This is a genomic window from Streptomyces sp. NPDC012794 (assembly GCF_042901085.1).
GTDB lineage: Bacteria > Actinomycetota > Actinomycetes > Streptomycetales > Streptomycetaceae > Streptomyces.
Genome location: NZ_JBIBCI010000014.1, coordinates 36,420 through 52,332, shown reverse-complemented (window position 1 = coordinate 52,332; position 15,913 = coordinate 36,420). Strand labels below are relative to the sequence as shown.

Genomic DNA, 15,913 nt, shown 5'->3' with positions numbered 1-15,913 from the left:
CACCGCCGCCGGTCAGGGGGGCGGTGCGGCTCCGGGCCGGGCCGGCCGGCGTCGCCCGGAGCCGCACCGTCGCCGGCGGCGTCACCCGGCGGGCGATGCGGGACCCGGCGCGCTGTGGACCGGGACGGGTCCGGCCGAGGACCCGGTGGTGGAGAGGACGAAGCCGGTGTATCCGTTCCGGGCGGCGGCATCGCATTCGGCCCGGTAGCGGTCCAGCCCGCCCGCGTACGCCAGGAACACCCGCGGCTTGCCCGGTATGTTCGCTCCCGTGTACCAGGAGGCCACGGCCGGGTAGAGCGTCCTGGCGGCGATCTCCGCCACTTGGGTGCCCCAGGCCGCTTCGGCCTCCGGAGTGGCGTCGATCTCCGTGAGGCCGTGCCGGCGCAGATGGGCGATGCAGGCGGTGATCCACTCCACCTGCTGTTCCAGGGACACCGCGATGTTGGAGAGCACGGACGGGCTGAGGGGGCCGAGGACGGTGAAGAGGTTGGGGAAGCCGGCCGACATCAGCCCCAGGTGGTTCCGCGGGCCGTCCGCCCACTTCTCCCGGAGCGTCGCCCCGGCCTTGCCCACGATGTCGATGGCGAGTTGAGAGCCGGTCAAGGCGTCGAAGCCGGTCGCGAAGACGATGACGTCGAATGCGTGTTCCCCGTCCGAGGTCAGGATGCCCTGAGGTGTGATCTTTTCGATCGGGTTGGTGCGCAGGTCCACCAGCGTCACGTGCGGCTGGTTGTAGGTGGCGTAGTAGCCGGTGCCCAGGCAGGGGCGTTTGGTTGCGAAGGGGAAGCGCGGGGAGAGCAGTTCGGCCGTCGCCGGGTCGGTGACGATCGACCGGATCTTGGACCGGACGAACTCGGCCACGGTCTCGTTGGCCTTCTCGTCGGTCAGGATGTCGGTGTACGTGCGGAGCAGCCCGCTGAGCAGGCCCGAGTTCCAGGCGGCCTCGTAGGCGGCGGTGCGCTCCGCCTCGTCCGCCTCCAGGGCCGACCCGGTCGGCGGCTCGAAGACGGTCCCGCCCCGGGACAGTCGCTGGGCCTGGCGGAACTCCGGGTAGCGGGCCTTCAGTTCGGCGACTTCCGCGCTGTGCAGCGGGCGGTTGTGGGCCGGCAGTACGTAGGCCGGAGTGCGCTGGAAGACGGTGAGGGCGGCCGCTTCCTCGGCGATGACCGGTATGGCCTGCACACCGGAGCATCCGGTTCCTATGACGGCGACCCTCTTGCCGGCGAAGGACACCTCCTCGTGCGGCCAGCGGGCGGTGTGGTGGAGGTCACCGGTGAAGGTCTCCGCTCCGGGGATCCCCGGGTCGTTGGGGACGGACATGCAACCCGAGGCCAGTACGAGGAACCGGGCTGAGACGGTGCGTCCGGTGTCCGTGGAGACCTGCCAGACGTGACGGTCCTCGTCGTACGCGGCGCGGGTGACGCGGGTGCGCAGGCTGATGTGTCCGCGCAGGTCGAAGCGGTCGGCGACGTGGTGGATGTAGCGCAGGATCTCCGGCTGGGACGCGTAGCGCTCGCTCCACTCCCACTCCTGGTCCAGTTCCGGGGAGAAGGAGTAGGAGTACGACATGCTTTCGACGTCACAGCGGGCGCCGGGGTACTGGTTCCAGTACCAGGTCCCGCCGATGTCGTCACCCGCTTCGAAGACCACCGCCGTCAGGCCGAGTTGACGCAGCCGGTACAGCTGGAAGAGGCCGGAGAGGCCCGCCCCGACGACGACCGCGTCGATGGGGTGGGCGGCGGAAGGGGCGGTGGTGGTGTCCATCGGATTCTCCATCTCCCCGCGCGCGGCGCGGCCCTGCGCCGTGACGGGGCGGGTACGGTCGTCGAGCGTGGGGCCGGCGAAGACGTAGTGCACGGGAGCGCCATCCTGGTGCACTCCAGGCGTCACGGGAAGTGACCGTACCCCACGGTCCGATCGCCACGGCTTCCCTCCGGCCCCCGGTTATCGGCTCAACAGCCCCTCGCGGTGGGCAGGGAGCGCCATCGGCTCGTTCTCCTGCCGTTCGTCCCGTCTTCGGGGGCGCACTCTCCACTCGTCCTCCACCAGGAGTACGCCTTAGTGCGCCACCGTGGGGAATGCGCCATTTTCCGCGCGGAGAACGCCACTTGGCCATATTTTGGCCATGACTTGACCCTCGACGGTGAGGTAATCTCCAGGCAAAGAGGTGTTCGTGCGGCAGTCAAGCCGACTAGCTGACGCTCCTGGTCGGTCATGAGTTGGTGTGCTCCGGCCCATGACTGTCTTACCGAGGGAGGAGAGGTACTGATGCATCAGCGGCGGAGTTCATACGATTCCGGCCACGGGTCGACAGGGCCGCTCCCCGAGCGCAGACGTTCCCGCTCCTTCCTCCAGGCGGCGGAAAGCTCTTCCGCACGGTAGGCGAGAGCTCCTTCCCGTTTCGAACACCTCATCGCGTCGACGATGACGCACAAGCCGGCGGCGCGCCCTTTCGGGCTCGTCCGCATACCCATCGACTGATGACCTGAACACACCGCGCCCACTCACCCTCGTGGTAATGGACGCAGGAGAAAGGCCACCATGAAGTCCCTGGTTGACAACGCACGATCCTTCTCGACGCATGTGGCGGAGCGCGCCGAGGAGTTCAACGCCCTCGAGGCCGGGCAGAGCCCCGAGGTCCTGTTCATCACCTGCTCCGACTCCCGCGTGATCCCCTCCCTGATCACCGGCGCCCGCCCGGGTGAGCTGTTCGAGCTCCGTACGGCGGGCAACATCGTGCCCGAGTACAGCAGCGACCACCCCGCCGCCGAGACGGCCACCATCGAGTACGCGGTACGGGTGCTGGGTGTCCGCGACGTCATCGTGTGCGGGCACTCCCACTGCGGGGCGGTCAACGCCCTGGTGAGTGGGGGCGATCTCTCCGAACTGCCCGCCGTGCGAGGGTGGTTGGAGCGCGCCGCCGTCCAGCCCGAGACGGCGATGCCCCTCTCCCCCGACCTCGCCGAGGCCGTCCAGCGTCACGCGGTCGCGCAGCTGGAACGGCTGTACACCCACCCGTGCATCGCGGAACGGGTCGAGGCCGGAACTTTGACGGTGCACGCCTGGTACTACGAGGTCCACACCGGATCCGTCAAGGAGTACGGGCCGGACGACGACTCCTTCCGGCCGCTGTGACCCCCATCCGCCCGCCCCACGGGCCACCCAGCAACCCTCCCCTTCCGCCACGGCCTCGCAAGGATTCCCGCTGATGACCCTCACCCTCAAAAAGCCCGCCCATCTGCGGCGTGACGCCTTGGCGTCCCTCGTCGTCTTCCTGGTGGCCCTCCCCTTGTGCGTGGGAGTCGCCGTCGCCTCCGGAGTACCCGCGGAACTCGGCCTGATCACCGGCATCGTCGGCGGACTGGTCGTCGGCTTCCTGCCCGGCAGTTCCCTCCAGGTCAGCGGCCCGGCCGCCGGCCTCACCGTACTGGTCTTCGAGGCCGTCCAGGAGTTCGGCCTCGGCACCCTGGGCGTCATCGTCCTGATCGCCGGTCTGGCCCAAATCGTCCTGGGTGCCTTGCGGTTCGGACGATTCTTCCGTGCCATCACGGTCTCGGTCGTCCAGGGGATGCTCGCCGGAATCGGGCTGGTCCTGATCTTCGGGCAGCTCTACACCATGGCCGACGTCAAGCAGCCCCGCTCCGGACTCGACAAGATCCTGGGTCTGCCGCGTCTGGCCGCCGAGATCGCCACCTCCGGCCACGCCCTGACCGCGTTCGGCATCGGTGCCGGCACCATCGCCGTCCTCGTCCTGTGGCCGAAGCTCCCGGCCAAGGCCCGGACGGTTCCCGCGCCGCTGGCCGCGGTCGCGCTGGCCACGGCCGTCACCGCGGCGGCCGGCTGGTCGGTTCCCCGCGTCGAGGTACAAGGACTGCTCTCCGCCATCCAGCCGCCGGGGATGTCCGACTTCGCCGCACTGAGCAGCCTCGCCGCCATCGGCACGGTCATCGCCTTCGCCCTGATCGCCTCGGCCGAGAGCCTCTTCAGCGCCGCCGCCGTCGACCGCATGCACGACGGTCCGCGGACCGACTTCGACAAGGAACTGATGGCGCAGGGCGTCGGCAACGCCATCTGCGGCGTGCTCGGCGCCCTGCCCCTGACCGCCGTCATCGTCCGCAGCTCCGCCAACGTCCAGGCCGGAGCCAAGACGAAGCTCTCCCGCATCCTGCACGGGCTGTGGCTGGTGCTCTTCGCCGCCCTCCTTCCGGCCGCGATCGGCATCATCCCGCTGGCCGCGCTCGCCGGGGTCCTCGTGCACGCGGGCTGCAAGCTCATCCCCGTCAAGGACCTGCTGCCCCTGTGGCGCTCGCACCGGGGCGAAGTCCTCGTCCTGGCCGTCACCGCCATCGCCATCATCACCACCAGCATGTTCGAAGGCGTCCTCCTCGGCATCGCCCTCGCGGTGGTCAAGAGCGCCTGGGAGACCTCTCACGTCCGCCTCGACGTCCACGAGACGACCGACGGCCGGTTCCTGGTCACCCTGACCGGCTCCGCCACCTTCCTGCGCCTGCCGCACATGCTCGAAACGCTCGAAGCACTCCCGGCGGGCCACCCCGTGGAACTCGACCTCTCCGAGCTGCGTCACCTCGACCACGCCTGCCGCACCACTCTGGAGAACTGGGCCCAGCAGCGCGGGGCCACCATCGGGGAGCTCGCGAGAACCTGACCGACCGGTCACTCCGGGGCCGGTGCCGCTCCGTACGGCCCGGCCCTCGGCGTACACGACCAGCCGCTCCCCGTTCCGGGCGGCCAGGGTCACGTCGTGGGCCGCGGGCCTCGTCCCCGCCACCCGCTACGAGCCCCGGGCACATCATCCGCCACAGGAGTAGCCATCTGTTTCGGCCTCCTTGTGCCGGATACACGCCAACTCTTGGTTTCTTGTTGACCATTCCTTGCCGTGTTTTTTAATTTTGTGCGGCGGCGCAAAACACTGGATGCCGCATTTTTTCCACTATCTCTGGAGGTACTCCCATGGAGCAGCTCATCCGCAAGATGACCCAGGACGACGTGTGGCGCCGCTGGGTCGAGGCCAACTCCGTGCAGGGCGCGAAGGACGGGTGCATCAGCGCCTCTCCCAAGGCCGGCTGCATCAGCGTGACCGGCAAGAGCGGCTGCATCTCCTAACGCGTCCGATCAAGCCGGTCAGCCAGAGGTGACGGTCCGTCGGGCCGGGGTGGAGGGCGGTGGCACCGTCTCCGCCCGCCCCGGTCCGGCGGCCCGCACCCTGGGGGACCTGCCCCCGCACGCCCCACAACCGAAAGTGGCCATGGACGGCACAACCAACCCGACCGGCATCCCGCACTCGGAGGGACTCCCGGTTTCCGACGTCATCGACTGCGTCCGGGACATCCCGGTCTACCGCCCCGCTCTCGACCGGGGCGCCTTCCCCATCCTGGAGAAGCCGGAGATCGCCCGGGGCTTCCCGGACAACTGGATGACCCCGCGCCTGGCAGCCGCCCTCGAGGCCGGCGAGGCCGAGTACGTCTGGTCGACCGGCACCCATCACGCCCGGATGCAGCTCATCCGGCCCCCGTACTTCCTGCTGCGTTCCTACTACCGGCTGTGGAGCGAGCACCCGGACCTGGCGAAGACCTGGGAGAGCGGCTGCCAGCGGGTCTCGCTGACCACCGTGCTCGCCACCGAGCACGTGGCGCGCGTCAACGCCCGCCGCAACGGCACCGAGCCGGCCGCCCTGCCGACCCTGGAGGACCGCAGGCTCGACGAGCGCACCCTGTACCTCAACACCCGTCTGGACCCCGCGCAGTGGGACCGGGCCGATGTCGAGCGAATACTGGCCGAGATACGCGAGGTCTGTTCCGCGCATCCGGACGGCGCCTACCACCTCGACTGCTCCGGATACCACCTCGCGCACCTGGTGCACCGCGCCTCGGCGTTCGGCCTGTGGAACCCGGAGGCGTTCCCGCAGCCGGCCAGCATCGTCACCGCGTACGAGTACACCCCGGCCAATGTCCGCCGGTACCTCACGCAGCGGTTCGGGATACCGGTGATCGACCTCTTCGGCAGCACCGAGCTGGGCTACCTCTACTACAGCGACCGGCACGGCCGCTACCACCCGTATCTGGACCGGATGGGCATCGAGCTCGTCCCGGTGGCCCCCGGCAGCGGGATCCACAGCCTGATCGTCACCAGCATCCGCAACCCGTACATGCCGCTGGTGCGCTACCGCTCCGGTGACTGCGTCCGCACCTCGGACGGCAGTACCGACCCCGAGAAGGTGGTCGCCTTCTGCGGACGCGAGAAGGAACTGCTGGAGACCCCCCACGGCCCCGTCGCCCAGGCCGACCTGGACGACCGCGTGGCCGCCACCGCGCCGGAGATCTTCCTCTACCGCCTCGAAGCGGACGGCGGCAGCCCCGGCGCCCCGGCCCGGCTGCGCTACACCACCTTCGACGGGCACCCGCTGGCCGCCGGACCGGCCGCCGCGCTCGCCGCCGAGCTCACCGCCCTCACGGGACGCCCCTGCAGCACGGGGCACACCACCCACCTGCCGATCGGCGCGTCCGGCAAGTACGCCTGGCTGGCGCCCGCCACCGACCCGGACCTGCCGGACGCGGACCCCCGAGGAGAAACCGCATGAGCCCCCGTGTGACGCCCGAAACCCTGCGCGCGCTGCTCGGCGAGCCGCTGCACGAGGAGGCGGTGCGCTACGCCGAACGCCGCACCGGCGTCGCGCGGCCCTACGCCGAGCGGCAGGTGCTGGAATGCCTGCGCTACCTCTACCTCGTCTCCGCCCACCCGGACCGGCTCGGCGGACTGTTCCTCCCGGTCGAGCAGGACATCGACGAGATCTGGCACTACCTCATCCTCCAGACCCGCGAATACCGCGCGCTGTGCGAGGAACGGCTTCCGGGGGGTTTCTTCATCCACCACCGCAGCATCGGGTACGAGGACTACCAGGCGGAGCCCGGGCGGGAACAGGCCGTTGAGGAAGCGCTGCGCTGGATCCCGCTGTACTGCGCGGAGTTCGGCCCCATGGACGAAGGGATCCTGCCGCACTGGACGATCGTCCGCTTCCTGCACGAGGGGATGAACCTGTCCCTCGCCGAGATCTCGGCCCTCGAACCGGCACCGGATCCGGTCGCGCCCTGAGGCTCCTCGCGGCCGACCGCACGGCCCTGTTCGCGGCACCGCGCCTCGGCCGCCGCGGGTGGAGCCGCCCAACGGGCCCCCGTCGGCTGGACGGGGGCCCGCTTGTGCGCCGATCACGCGCGACGACATGGTGGTGTCGAGCGCCACGGCGGAATCGGTGTCGCTGAAGACCACGCCGCAGGCACCCATGCCGGCGGAGAAGAAGCTCGCCGCCGCCGAGGGGCGCGGGGTGAGGTCGAGGGTTCCGTCGTGTGCGCGGACGATGCCGCGCACGATGGCCAGGCCGACGCCGGCGTGCTCGTCGGTGCGCACGCGTTCCGTGAAGCTTCCGCGGTCACCGCGGCCGAGCAGCCAGAGGGTTTTCCCTACGCCCGCGATACCCGGGAGGGGCAGCGGTGGGCGGGTCAGAAGCCGTCGACCTCGGCGACCGTGAAGGGGAGGGGTGTTCCCGCGCCGAAGGGGCCGCCTTTGTCGTACTGGGAGCGGGTGACGAGCAGGTGGTCGCCGGAGCGGATGACGGACGTCGGGATCTCCAGCGCGGGGCTGCTGAAGGCGACGTCCTGGGTGACGGACCGGGCGGCGGCCGACACGGTCAGGCGTACCAGGGTGTTCGTGCGGTTGAGGGCCGCCCAGAGCTTGCCGTCCCGGTAGTGGAGGCCGTCGGCGTTGGGCAGGGAGACTCCGGGGACCGCGGTGACGGCTCCGGTGTCGGTGGCGATCCGGTAGAGGGCGCCGGTGGTGGTGTTGGCGGTCAGCAGGGCTCCGCCGTCGACGTACGCGATGCCGTTGAGGTTGATGCCGGAGTGCTGGGTGTAGTCGGCGGGGGTGCCGGCGAGGTCGCGCCAGATGCCGAGGGCGGTGTCGGTGCCCCCGGTGCGGGCGTCGGTCAGCTGTTGGGGAGTGACCCGGTAGACGGCGGGGTTGAACGAGTCCGTGAGGTACGCGGTGCCGTCGGGGCCGAAGGTGAGATCGTTCACGCCTCCGGAGGCGAAGGGGATGTGGAACCGGGCGACGCGGACGCCGGTGGTGGCGTCGTAGACGGTGACGGAGCGGTCCGTGCCGCCGGAGACCCAGAGCCGGCCGGACCCGTCGGCCTTGACTCCGGCCGCGTGGGCTCTGCCGTCGGCGCCGGCCGGAAGGAAGACGGACGCCTGCGTCCCGCCGGCCGGGAGGCGCAGGACGGAGCCGTCGCCGTAGGCGGAGACGAACAGGTCGCCGGTGGCCGGGTCCTGGGTGAGGCTCTCCGGGTAGAGCCCGTACCCGGGCAGGGAGGCGGCGGTCCCCACGGTGGGTGCGGCGAGGGCGGGTGCGGCGGCGAGGACCGTGGCGCACAGGGCTGCCGCCCCGCCGACGGCGAGGCGGTTCAGGCGCGTGCGCAGGCGGTTCGGGGTGCTGAATGACATGGCGGGTCGGACCTTTCCTGGTGGGTGGCGGGAATCGGTGGTCATGCCGCGGAGGGCTGTGGGGCGGCTCGTACGGAGCACAGGGCGAGGAGGTCCGTGGCGCTGCCGCCTTCGGGCAGGGCGCGTACCGCTGCCAGGACGGCGTCCACGCGCCGTGGTGGCAGGGCGGTACCGGCCGACAGGCGGAACTTGCGTTCCTTCTCCGCGTCGGTCAGGGGCATGTCGGGGCCGCCCTTGCTGGTCGCGACGCTGATCTCGTGCCGCCGGCCGTCGCGGGTCGTGACCCGCAGCAGGGCCGGCAGCCGGGTGGGGAACAGGGGGTCGAGGCCGGGGTCGGGCACGCAGCGGATCACGCCGGCGAGGGCGCGCCGGGCCGGGTCGTGGGCGGCGGCGTCGGTGAAGTCGTCGAACCAGACACCGAGTCCTCCGCCGCCGAGGAGGGCGGTGGCCACGGTGAAGGGGCCGGAGAAGGCGGCGGCGTAGCCGGTGGCGGGGGTGGCCTTGGCGGCCGCCGGCTCGCCGATGGTGCGGTGCATGGCCGTGGGAACGCGCAGCTCGCCGTGGACGACGTCGGCGCCGCGGACGCCTCCGGCGCGCAGGCGCAGCGCGGCGTCGATGCCGGGGTGCGTGAAGTGGTTGCACGGGTACGGCTTGACGATGATCTCGCTGGTCTCCCAGCGTTCGCCCAGGCCGTCGAGGACCGTCTCGGGGCGGGCCCGGTCGCCGCACCACGCCTGGAAGAAGCCGAACCGGCCCTCCAGGACGGTCGGCGGCCCGGTGATGCCGGCCCGGGCCAGCTGGGCGGCGGCGACGCCGGCGTGGGCCGCCCAGCCGCAGTGCATCCGCTTGACGGTGCCGCCGGTGCGGTTGGCCTCCAGGAGGCCGGCGCCGGTGCTCGCGGCGATTCCGAGGGCGGCGGCGATGGTGTCCTCGTCCGCGCCGAGGAGCATGGCGGCGGCGACGGCCGCCCCGAGGGTGCCGCAGATGGAGGTGGCGTGCTGGCCGCGCTCGAAGAACAGGGAGTTGCCGAGGTCCGGGTCGTAGCCGGCGATGCCGAGGCGGATGCACACCTCGGTGCCGACGGTGACGGCGTCGAGCAGTTGCGGTCCGGAGGCTCCCGTGGCTTCGGCGGCGGCGAGCGCGGCGGGGATCACGGAGGCGCTGGGGTGCAGGACGGAGAGCATGTGGGAGTCGTCGAAGTCCATGGCGTGCGCCAGGGTGCCGTTGACGAGGGCGGCCGCGGGCGCGGCCAGTGACCGGTCCGTTCCGATGACGTGGGCGGGCCCGGTGCTGCCCCAGTCCCGGGCGACGGCCAGGACGGCCAGGGAGGCGGGTTCGTCGCGTGCCAGGAGGCTGTTGCCGAGGCAGTCGAGGACGCGTTCCGCGGCCTCGGCGCGCAGCTCCGGGGGCAGGCCCCGGTCGCGGGCCGCGACGGCGAAGGCGGCGAGGCGGCGGACCAGGGGGGTGGTGGCGGGGCCGGGGGGTGTGGTGGTCATCGCGACTCCTCCCGGGCGGGGGCGGGGGTGCTGAGGACGGCGAGCGGCCGGACCGGGGAGCCCGTACCGCCGGTGATCTTCAACGGGCTCAGGACGAAAAGGAATTCGGCCGCTCCGGCGGCGGACAGCGTCTCCAGGTTCATGTGCTCGATGAGGTGGACGCCCCGGTCGACGAGCAGGGTGCGGTGGACGGGCAGCACCGCATGGCCTTGGCCGGCGGGGATCCTTTCGACGGCGGTGGTGTCGGCGCCGACGGCGCGCACGCCGCGGTCGGCGAGCCAGACGGCGGCCGACTCGGTGAGGCCGGGTACGCCGGTCTCCTGGCCGATGTACGCCTGGGCGTCGCTCCACCGCCGCGCCCAGCCGGTGCGTACGAGGCACACGTCCTGTGCGGCGGGCAGGACGCCCGCGACGGCGGCGGCGTGTGCCAGGTCGTCGGCGGTGATGCCGTAGCCGGCGTCGAGGACGTCGGTGCCGTGCGCGGCGGCCACGTCGAGGAGGACGCCGCGGCAGACCATGGGCGGCACGGTGTCGATGCCGTGGACGGAGAAGCGTCCGCCCCGCTGGGCCTCGGCGGCGTCGTGGCCGCCGAAGAGCCGTCCGTGGTGGGAGGCGTGGGACAGTGCGTCGATGTGCGTGCCGACGTGGCCGCCGGTGACGATGAGTTCGTTGGCCGCGGAGCTTCCGTCCGGCCGGGTCCCGTCGCCGTGGCGGCGCAGGAGTGCCATGCGGAAGCCCGGGTGGTTCGGGGAGCACGGCATGCCGTTCTCCAGGGGCTGGGCGAGGTCGTGGATGGTCGTCCCTGCGGCGATGGCCCTGAGGAGGGGGTCGGCGGCGGTGGCCGGGAGGGGCGGGGCGTCGGTCATCGGTTGCCTTTCACTGGCGGATCGGGCACGTCGTGAGGTGTGTGCCCGGGAAGGGGGGCGAGCCGGGGTCACGGGGTGGGGGCGGTGGCCGACAGCGCGTCGGCCATGGTCAGGACGGCCCGGGCGTGGGCGACCAGGGGCGGCGCGACGGTGCGGCCGTCCGCGGTGACGAACACGGACGATCCCGAGTCCGGCCGGGAGGCGGCGGCCGCCAGTACGGCGCGGGCGTCGGCGGCCTCCTCCACGGAGGGGGTGAACACCTCGTTGATGACCGCCAGTTGGGAAGGGTGGACGGCGAATCGTCCGAGGTAGCCCATGGCGCGCCCGGCCAGGCAGGAGCGGCGCAGCCCGTCCGGGTCGTCCAGGCGCGGGTAGACGCTCATGGCCGGGCTGACGAGCCCGGCGGCGCGGGAGACGAAGACGCAGCGCACCCGGGCGGCGTCCATGGTGGGCCCGTCGAAGTCGGTCCGGAGGTCGGCGCGCAGGTCGTTCTCGCCGAGGCCGATGCGCTCCAGGCGGGGTGTGGCGCGGGCGAGCTCGCCCAGGGCTTCGACGCCGAGGGCGGATTCGACGAGGATCTGCACGCCCGCGTCGCTGCCGGCTTCCTCGAGCCACCGGGCCGCTTCGCGGATCTGCTGCGGATGCTCGACCTTGGGGAGCCGGATCGCGGCGAGGCCGGGCAAGGCGACGGCCCGTACGTCGTCGCGGGCGAGGCCGCCGGCGACGGGGTTGACCCGTACGTACGTGGGTTTGGGCGGGATGGTGGTCAGGATGGCGGCGGCGGCGCGCCGGGCGTCGTCCTTGCTGTCCAGCGGGACGGCGTCCTCCAGGTCGAGGACGACGGCGTCGGCCTGACTCGCGTACGCCTTCTCCACCACGCGCCTCTTGTGGGCGGGGACGTACAGGTAGCTGCGGTGCACCGCGGCGGTCATATGACTCCCCTGTCTGCGAGTGCGGACAGCTCCTCGTGTCCGATGCCGATCTCGGCGAGGACCTCGGCGGTGTGCTCGCCCAGGCGCGGACCGGCCGAGCGCACGGATCCGGGGGTGTCCGAGAGCCTGAAGGCGGCGCCCGGCATGCGGATCGTGCCGAGCTCCGGGTCGGGTAGGGAGACGATGGAGCCGCGTGCGGCAAGGTGCGGGTCCTGGAGGACGTCGGCGAAGTCGTAGACGGGGCCGATGGCGGCCTGGGCGTGCTCGAAGGCGTCCACGACCTCGTCGCGGGTGCGTCCGGCGATCCAGCCGCCGACGGCGGCGTCGAGTTCGTCGGCGTGCAGCGCACGGCCGGCTCCGGTGCCGAACCAGGGCTCTTCGGCCAGTTCGGGGCGGCCGACCAGGCGCACCACGCGCTCGGCGATGGAGACGGTCGTGGCGGCGACGGCGACCCAGTGGTCGTCCTTGGTGCGGTAGACGTTGCGCGGTGCGTTGTTGGGCGAGCGGTTGCCCTGCCGGGTGGGCATGATGCCGGTGAGGTCGTGGGTGGCGAGGGGGCCCGCGAGCACACCGAGCATCGATTCGACGATGGAGAGGTCGACGACCTGTCCGCGGCCGGTCAGCTCGCGGGCGCGCAGTGCGGTGAGCGCGGCGAAGGCCGCGGTGAGGCCGGCGACGGCGTCGGCGAGGGGGAAGGAGGGCAGGGTGGGCGGTCCGTCGGGGCTGCCGGTGAGGTGGGCGAGCCCGCTCATGGCCTCGCCGACCGTGCCGAAGCCGGGCCGGTGTGCGTACGGGCCGGTCTGGCCGAAGCCGGTCATGCGCAGGAGCACCAGGCGGGGGTTGCCGGCGCTGAGGGTGGCGTAGTCCAGACCCCAGCGTTCCAGGGTGCCGGGGCGGAAGTTCTCCACGACGAGGTCGGCGTCGGCCGTGAGGCGGCGGAAGAACAGCCGGCCCTCGTCGGTGTGCAGGTCCAGGGTGGCGGAGCGCTTGTTGCGCGCCACGACCTTCCACCAGACGGGGACGCCGTCGGCTTGTGCGCCGTAGCGGCGGGCCGGATCACCGTCGGGGTGTTCGATCTTCAGGACGTCCGCGCCGTAGTCCCCTAGCAGGGTGGCGGCGAAGGGACCGGCGAAGAGGGTGGCGGTGTCGATGACCTTCAGGCCGGCGAGTGGGAGCGGGGAGCCGGAGGGCCCTGGGTGCTGATGGGGATCGGGGCCGGATCGGTTGATCATGCTCTTCAGAAAACATGGTCAGTACAGCGAAGTAAATGCGAGCAGCGTCACACCCGGGATCCGGGGCCTCCTTTTCGGCCAGGCTTTGCCTTTCCTTGCAGATTTCATGGCAATTCCCGGGCGCATGGCCCGTACCGAAGAGACGGCGCGCCTGGCACATGACACCCCGGGTTGACGAAATGCCAAGCCATGCTTATAAGCTAGGCTTCGTTCGTGGATGACAATCAAGACACCATCGACCTGGCCAGACAGACCCGCGACAGCGTGTCCGCGCTCAGCCGGCGCATGCGTCAGGAACGCCCCGCACACGGCCTCGGGCTCACCAGCGCCTCGGTGCTGAGCCGGCTGGACCGCGTCGGCGCCCTCAGCCCCAAGGAACTCGCCACCCATGAGGGTGTCCAGCCGCAGTCCCTCACCCGCCAGCTCTCCGCCCTGGAGGAGCGCGGCCTGATCACCCGTCGGCCGCACGCCCGTGACGGCCGTCAAGTCCTGATGGAGATCACCGACGCGGGCCGCAGCCTGGTGGCGGCGGACCGGCGGTCACGCGACGCGTGGCTCGCCCAGGCCATCGCCACCCGGCTGACGGAGGTCGAGCGGGAAGTCCTCAGCGCCGCGAACAAGCTCCTCGACCTCTTGTCCGATACCTAGAGACCCCCAAGGGGGAACCGTGGCATTACCCACCGCGCGGACCGCGAAAGAACCGGTTCCCTCCGCTCCCTCCCGCACACCGCTCGGCTTCCTCACCCCGATCGTCCTGGGCACCATGCTCAACGCCCTCAACTCCTCGATGCTCGCGGTGGCCCTGCTCTCCATACAGCGGGCCTTCGACGCCGGGGCCGCGGTCGTCTGGCTGGTCTCCGGCCTCTACCTGGCGACCGCGGTCGCCCAGCCCACGATGGGCCGGCTGGCCGACGCGTTCGGCCCCCGCCGGATCTTCGGCATCGGCCTGTCGCTGGTCCTGGGCTCGGCCGCCGCGGCCCCCTTCGCGCCCACCCTCGGCTGGCTGATCGCCGCACGCGTGGTGCTGGGCATCGGTACCTCGGCCGCGTACCCGGCCGGCATGTCGATGATCCGGTTCCGGGCGGACGCCCAGGCGGCTGGCCGGGGCGCGGCTCCCACCGGCGGGCTCGGCGCCATCTCCGCCGCCTCCCAGGCCGCCGTCGCCCTCGGCCCGCCGCTCGGCGGCGTCCTCGTACAGCTCGTGGACTGGCGCGCCATCTTCTGGGTCAACGTCCCGCTCGCCCTGGCCGCCATGATCACGGCCCTGGTGTGGCTGCCCGCCGACGACCCCGCCAAGCGCGCCTCCGTCACCCTGCGCGAACTCGACCTGCCGGGCATGGCCCTGTTCACCGGCGAGCTGACCGGGCTGATGCTCTTCCTGCTCTCCCTCCCCGACCATCCGCGGTGGTGGGCGCTGGCCGTCTTCGTCGTCCTGACCGCCGCACTCGTGTGGCGCGAACTGCGCGCGCACCGGCCCTTCGTGGACCTGCGCATGGTCGCCCGCAACCGTCCGCTCGCCGCGACCTACGTACGCTGCATGGCGACGTACGTCGTCTTCTACTCCATCACCTACGCGCTGCCCCAGTGGCTCCAGCAAGGGCGCGGCCTGTCCGAGGCCCAGTCGGGCCTGGTCATGCTGCCCGTGGCGGTGCTCGGCATCGTCACCACCATGTGGGCCACCCGGCTCGTGCGGCGCGGCCTGCGCACCGTCCTGGTCGCCGGCTCCGCCGCCCTGTGTCTGGGCAGCGCCGCACTGGCCCTGTTCGGGTCGAGCGTGCCGATCTGGCAGATCCTGGTCATCGCCGCGGTGCTCGGCCTGCCCAACGGCTTCAACAGCCTGGGCAACCAGACCCTGATGTACCGCACCGCGCCGGCCGCGCAGATCGGCACCGCCTCCGGACTCCTGCGCACCTCCCAGTACATCGGCGCCAACCTCGCCTCGGCCCTGGTCGGCATCGCCGTCGGCCTCCGGGCCGACGACTCCGGGCTGCACCTGCTGGCCGCCGTCATCACGGGGATCAGCCTCGTCCTCCTGCTCAACGCCGTCACCACCCGGCACCTGCGCGTTCCGGGCGACGACCACCGCTGACGGACCTCGCCCACCGCACGCGCACGCACGTACCGGTGCCGACCGCTCCCGGGCGTACTTCGTCGCGCCCGGCGCCCCGCGTCCCGCCTCTCGCACCCATCGGAAAGGAACCACCATGCCCGTCGTGGAACTCAGCCCCAAGGCCGCCCTCGTCGTGCTCGACGTGCAGCAGGGCATCCTCGGACTCCCGCTGCAGCCCCACCCGGCCGCCCAGGTCGTCGGCAACAGTGCCCGCCTGGCCCACGCCTTCCGCGCGGCCCGCATGCCCGTCGTCCTGGTCAACGTCGCCCACGGGCCCGACGGCGGCGCCGCCCTCCAGCCGCGCGCCGACGTGCCGCACAACCCGCCGGCCCTGCACCCCGAGTTCTCGCGGCTCTCGCCCGAGCTCGCGGCGCACCCCAACGACCTGCTCATCACCAAGCGCCAGTGGGGGGCCTTCACCGGCACCGAACTGGACATCCAGATGCGCCGCCGCGGCATCGACGAGCTCGTCCTCACCGGTGTCGCCACCAACCTCGCCGTCGAGTCCACCGCCCGGTTCGCCTACGAGCACGGCTACCACGTGATCGTCGCCGAGGACGCGACCAGCACGTTCTCCGCCGAGCACCAGGAGTTCGCGACCAAGAAGATCCTGCCGATGATCGCCCGCGTCGACTCGACCGACGCCGTGCTCACGGCGCTGAAAGCCGCACAGCGCTGAGGCGGTCCGCGCGGCCGGCCGCCCCGTGCGGCACGCCGCGGGGCCGGCGCAGACCCCCGGCACTCCCGATCCCTCCCCACACCCG

14 protein-coding genes are annotated in these 15,913 nt (G+C 71.9%); 8 read left to right on the top strand and 6 right to left on the bottom strand.

The window, feature by feature from the left end:
- Positions 1-81: 81 nt before the first annotated feature.
- A complete protein-coding gene (locus ACFY7H_RS24290; RefSeq protein WP_388941410.1) occupies positions 82-1,857 on the bottom strand; it encodes a flavin-containing monooxygenase in 1,776 nt (591 codons plus the stop codon).
- Between the two features lie 684 nt (positions 1,858-2,541).
- Here ACFY7H_RS24290 and ACFY7H_RS24285 point away from each other — a divergent pair.
- The 5 genes from ACFY7H_RS24285 to ACFY7H_RS24265 all read left to right on the top strand — a co-directional run bounded on the left by ACFY7H_RS24285 (position 2,542) and on the right by ACFY7H_RS24265 (position 7,110).
- Complete coding sequence (locus ACFY7H_RS24285) at positions 2,542-3,135, top strand: carbonic anhydrase (protein ID WP_388941407.1); 594 nt, start codon at positions 2,542-2,544, stop codon at positions 3,133-3,135.
- Between the two features lie 73 nt (positions 3,136-3,208).
- Positions 3,209-4,666 (top strand): SulP family inorganic anion transporter, encoded by a 1,458-nt coding sequence (locus ACFY7H_RS24280; RefSeq protein WP_388941404.1) that lies wholly within the window; start codon positions 3,209-3,211, stop codon positions 4,664-4,666.
- Between the two features lie 305 nt (positions 4,667-4,971).
- Positions 4,972-5,124 carry a hypothetical protein gene (locus ACFY7H_RS24275; RefSeq protein WP_388941401.1) on the top strand — a complete coding sequence of 51 codons (153 nt, stop codon included), beginning with the start codon at positions 4,972-4,974 and terminating at the stop codon, positions 5,122-5,124.
- Between the two features lie 142 nt (positions 5,125-5,266).
- Positions 5,267-6,598: a hypothetical protein gene (locus ACFY7H_RS24270; RefSeq protein ID WP_388941398.1), complete on the top strand. Its 1,332-nt coding sequence runs from the start codon at positions 5,267-5,269 to the stop codon at positions 6,596-6,598.
- Entirely contained in the window at positions 6,595-7,110 is a 516-nt protein-coding gene (locus ACFY7H_RS24265) for a hypothetical protein (protein ID WP_388941395.1), read from the top strand. The genes ACFY7H_RS24270 and ACFY7H_RS24265 overlap by 4 nt, the downstream gene beginning before the upstream one ends.
- Before the next feature lie 404 nt (positions 7,111-7,514).
- On the opposite strand, the gene ACFY7H_RS24260 is transcribed toward ACFY7H_RS24265, so the two are convergent.
- The 5 genes from ACFY7H_RS24260 to ACFY7H_RS24240 all read right to left on the bottom strand — a co-directional run bounded on the left by ACFY7H_RS24260 (position 7,515) and on the right by ACFY7H_RS24240 (position 13,039).
- Positions 7,515-8,513 carry a superoxide dismutase gene (locus ACFY7H_RS24260; protein WP_388941392.1) on the bottom strand — a complete coding sequence of 333 codons (999 nt, stop codon included), beginning with the start codon at positions 8,511-8,513 and terminating at the stop codon, positions 7,515-7,517.
- Positions 8,514-8,554: 41 nt separating this feature from the next.
- The gene (locus ACFY7H_RS24255) at positions 8,555-10,009 is read right to left on the bottom strand and encodes an MmgE/PrpD family protein (RefSeq protein ID WP_388941389.1); all 1,455 of its coding nucleotides are present in this window, start codon (positions 10,007-10,009) and stop codon (positions 8,555-8,557) included.
- Complete coding sequence (locus ACFY7H_RS24250) at positions 10,006-10,875, bottom strand: cyclase family protein (RefSeq protein WP_388941386.1); 870 nt, start codon at positions 10,873-10,875, stop codon at positions 10,006-10,008. The genes ACFY7H_RS24255 and ACFY7H_RS24250 overlap by 4 nt, the downstream gene beginning before the upstream one ends.
- A gap of 68 nt (positions 10,876-10,943) precedes the next feature.
- Positions 10,944-11,807 (bottom strand): HpcH/HpaI aldolase/citrate lyase family protein, encoded by an 864-nt coding sequence (locus ACFY7H_RS24245; protein ID WP_388941383.1) that lies wholly within the window; start codon positions 11,805-11,807, stop codon positions 10,944-10,946.
- A complete protein-coding gene (locus ACFY7H_RS24240) occupies positions 11,804-13,039 on the bottom strand; it encodes a CaiB/BaiF CoA transferase family protein (protein ID WP_388941381.1) in 1,236 nt (411 codons plus the stop codon). The genes ACFY7H_RS24245 and ACFY7H_RS24240 overlap by 4 nt, the downstream gene beginning before the upstream one ends.
- A 213-nt stretch (positions 13,040-13,252) precedes the next feature.
- Between ACFY7H_RS24240 and ACFY7H_RS24235 the strand changes: the two genes are divergently transcribed.
- The 3 genes from ACFY7H_RS24235 (at position 13,253) to ACFY7H_RS24225 (ending at position 15,828) form a co-directional block, all read left to right on the top strand.
- On the top strand, positions 13,253-13,687 hold the full coding sequence (locus ACFY7H_RS24235; protein ID WP_388941378.1) for a MarR family winged helix-turn-helix transcriptional regulator: 435 nt from the start codon (positions 13,253-13,255) through the stop codon (positions 13,685-13,687).
- Positions 13,688-13,706: 19 nt separating this feature from the next.
- Positions 13,707-15,128, top strand: coding sequence for an MFS transporter (locus tag ACFY7H_RS24230; RefSeq protein ID WP_388941375.1), 1,422 nt, complete (start codon positions 13,707-13,709; stop codon positions 15,126-15,128).
- Positions 15,129-15,243: 115 nt separating this feature from the next.
- Positions 15,244-15,828, top strand: coding sequence for an isochorismatase family protein (locus ACFY7H_RS24225; RefSeq protein ID WP_388941372.1), 585 nt, complete (start codon positions 15,244-15,246; stop codon positions 15,826-15,828).
- Positions 15,829-15,913: the final 85 nt, after the last annotated feature.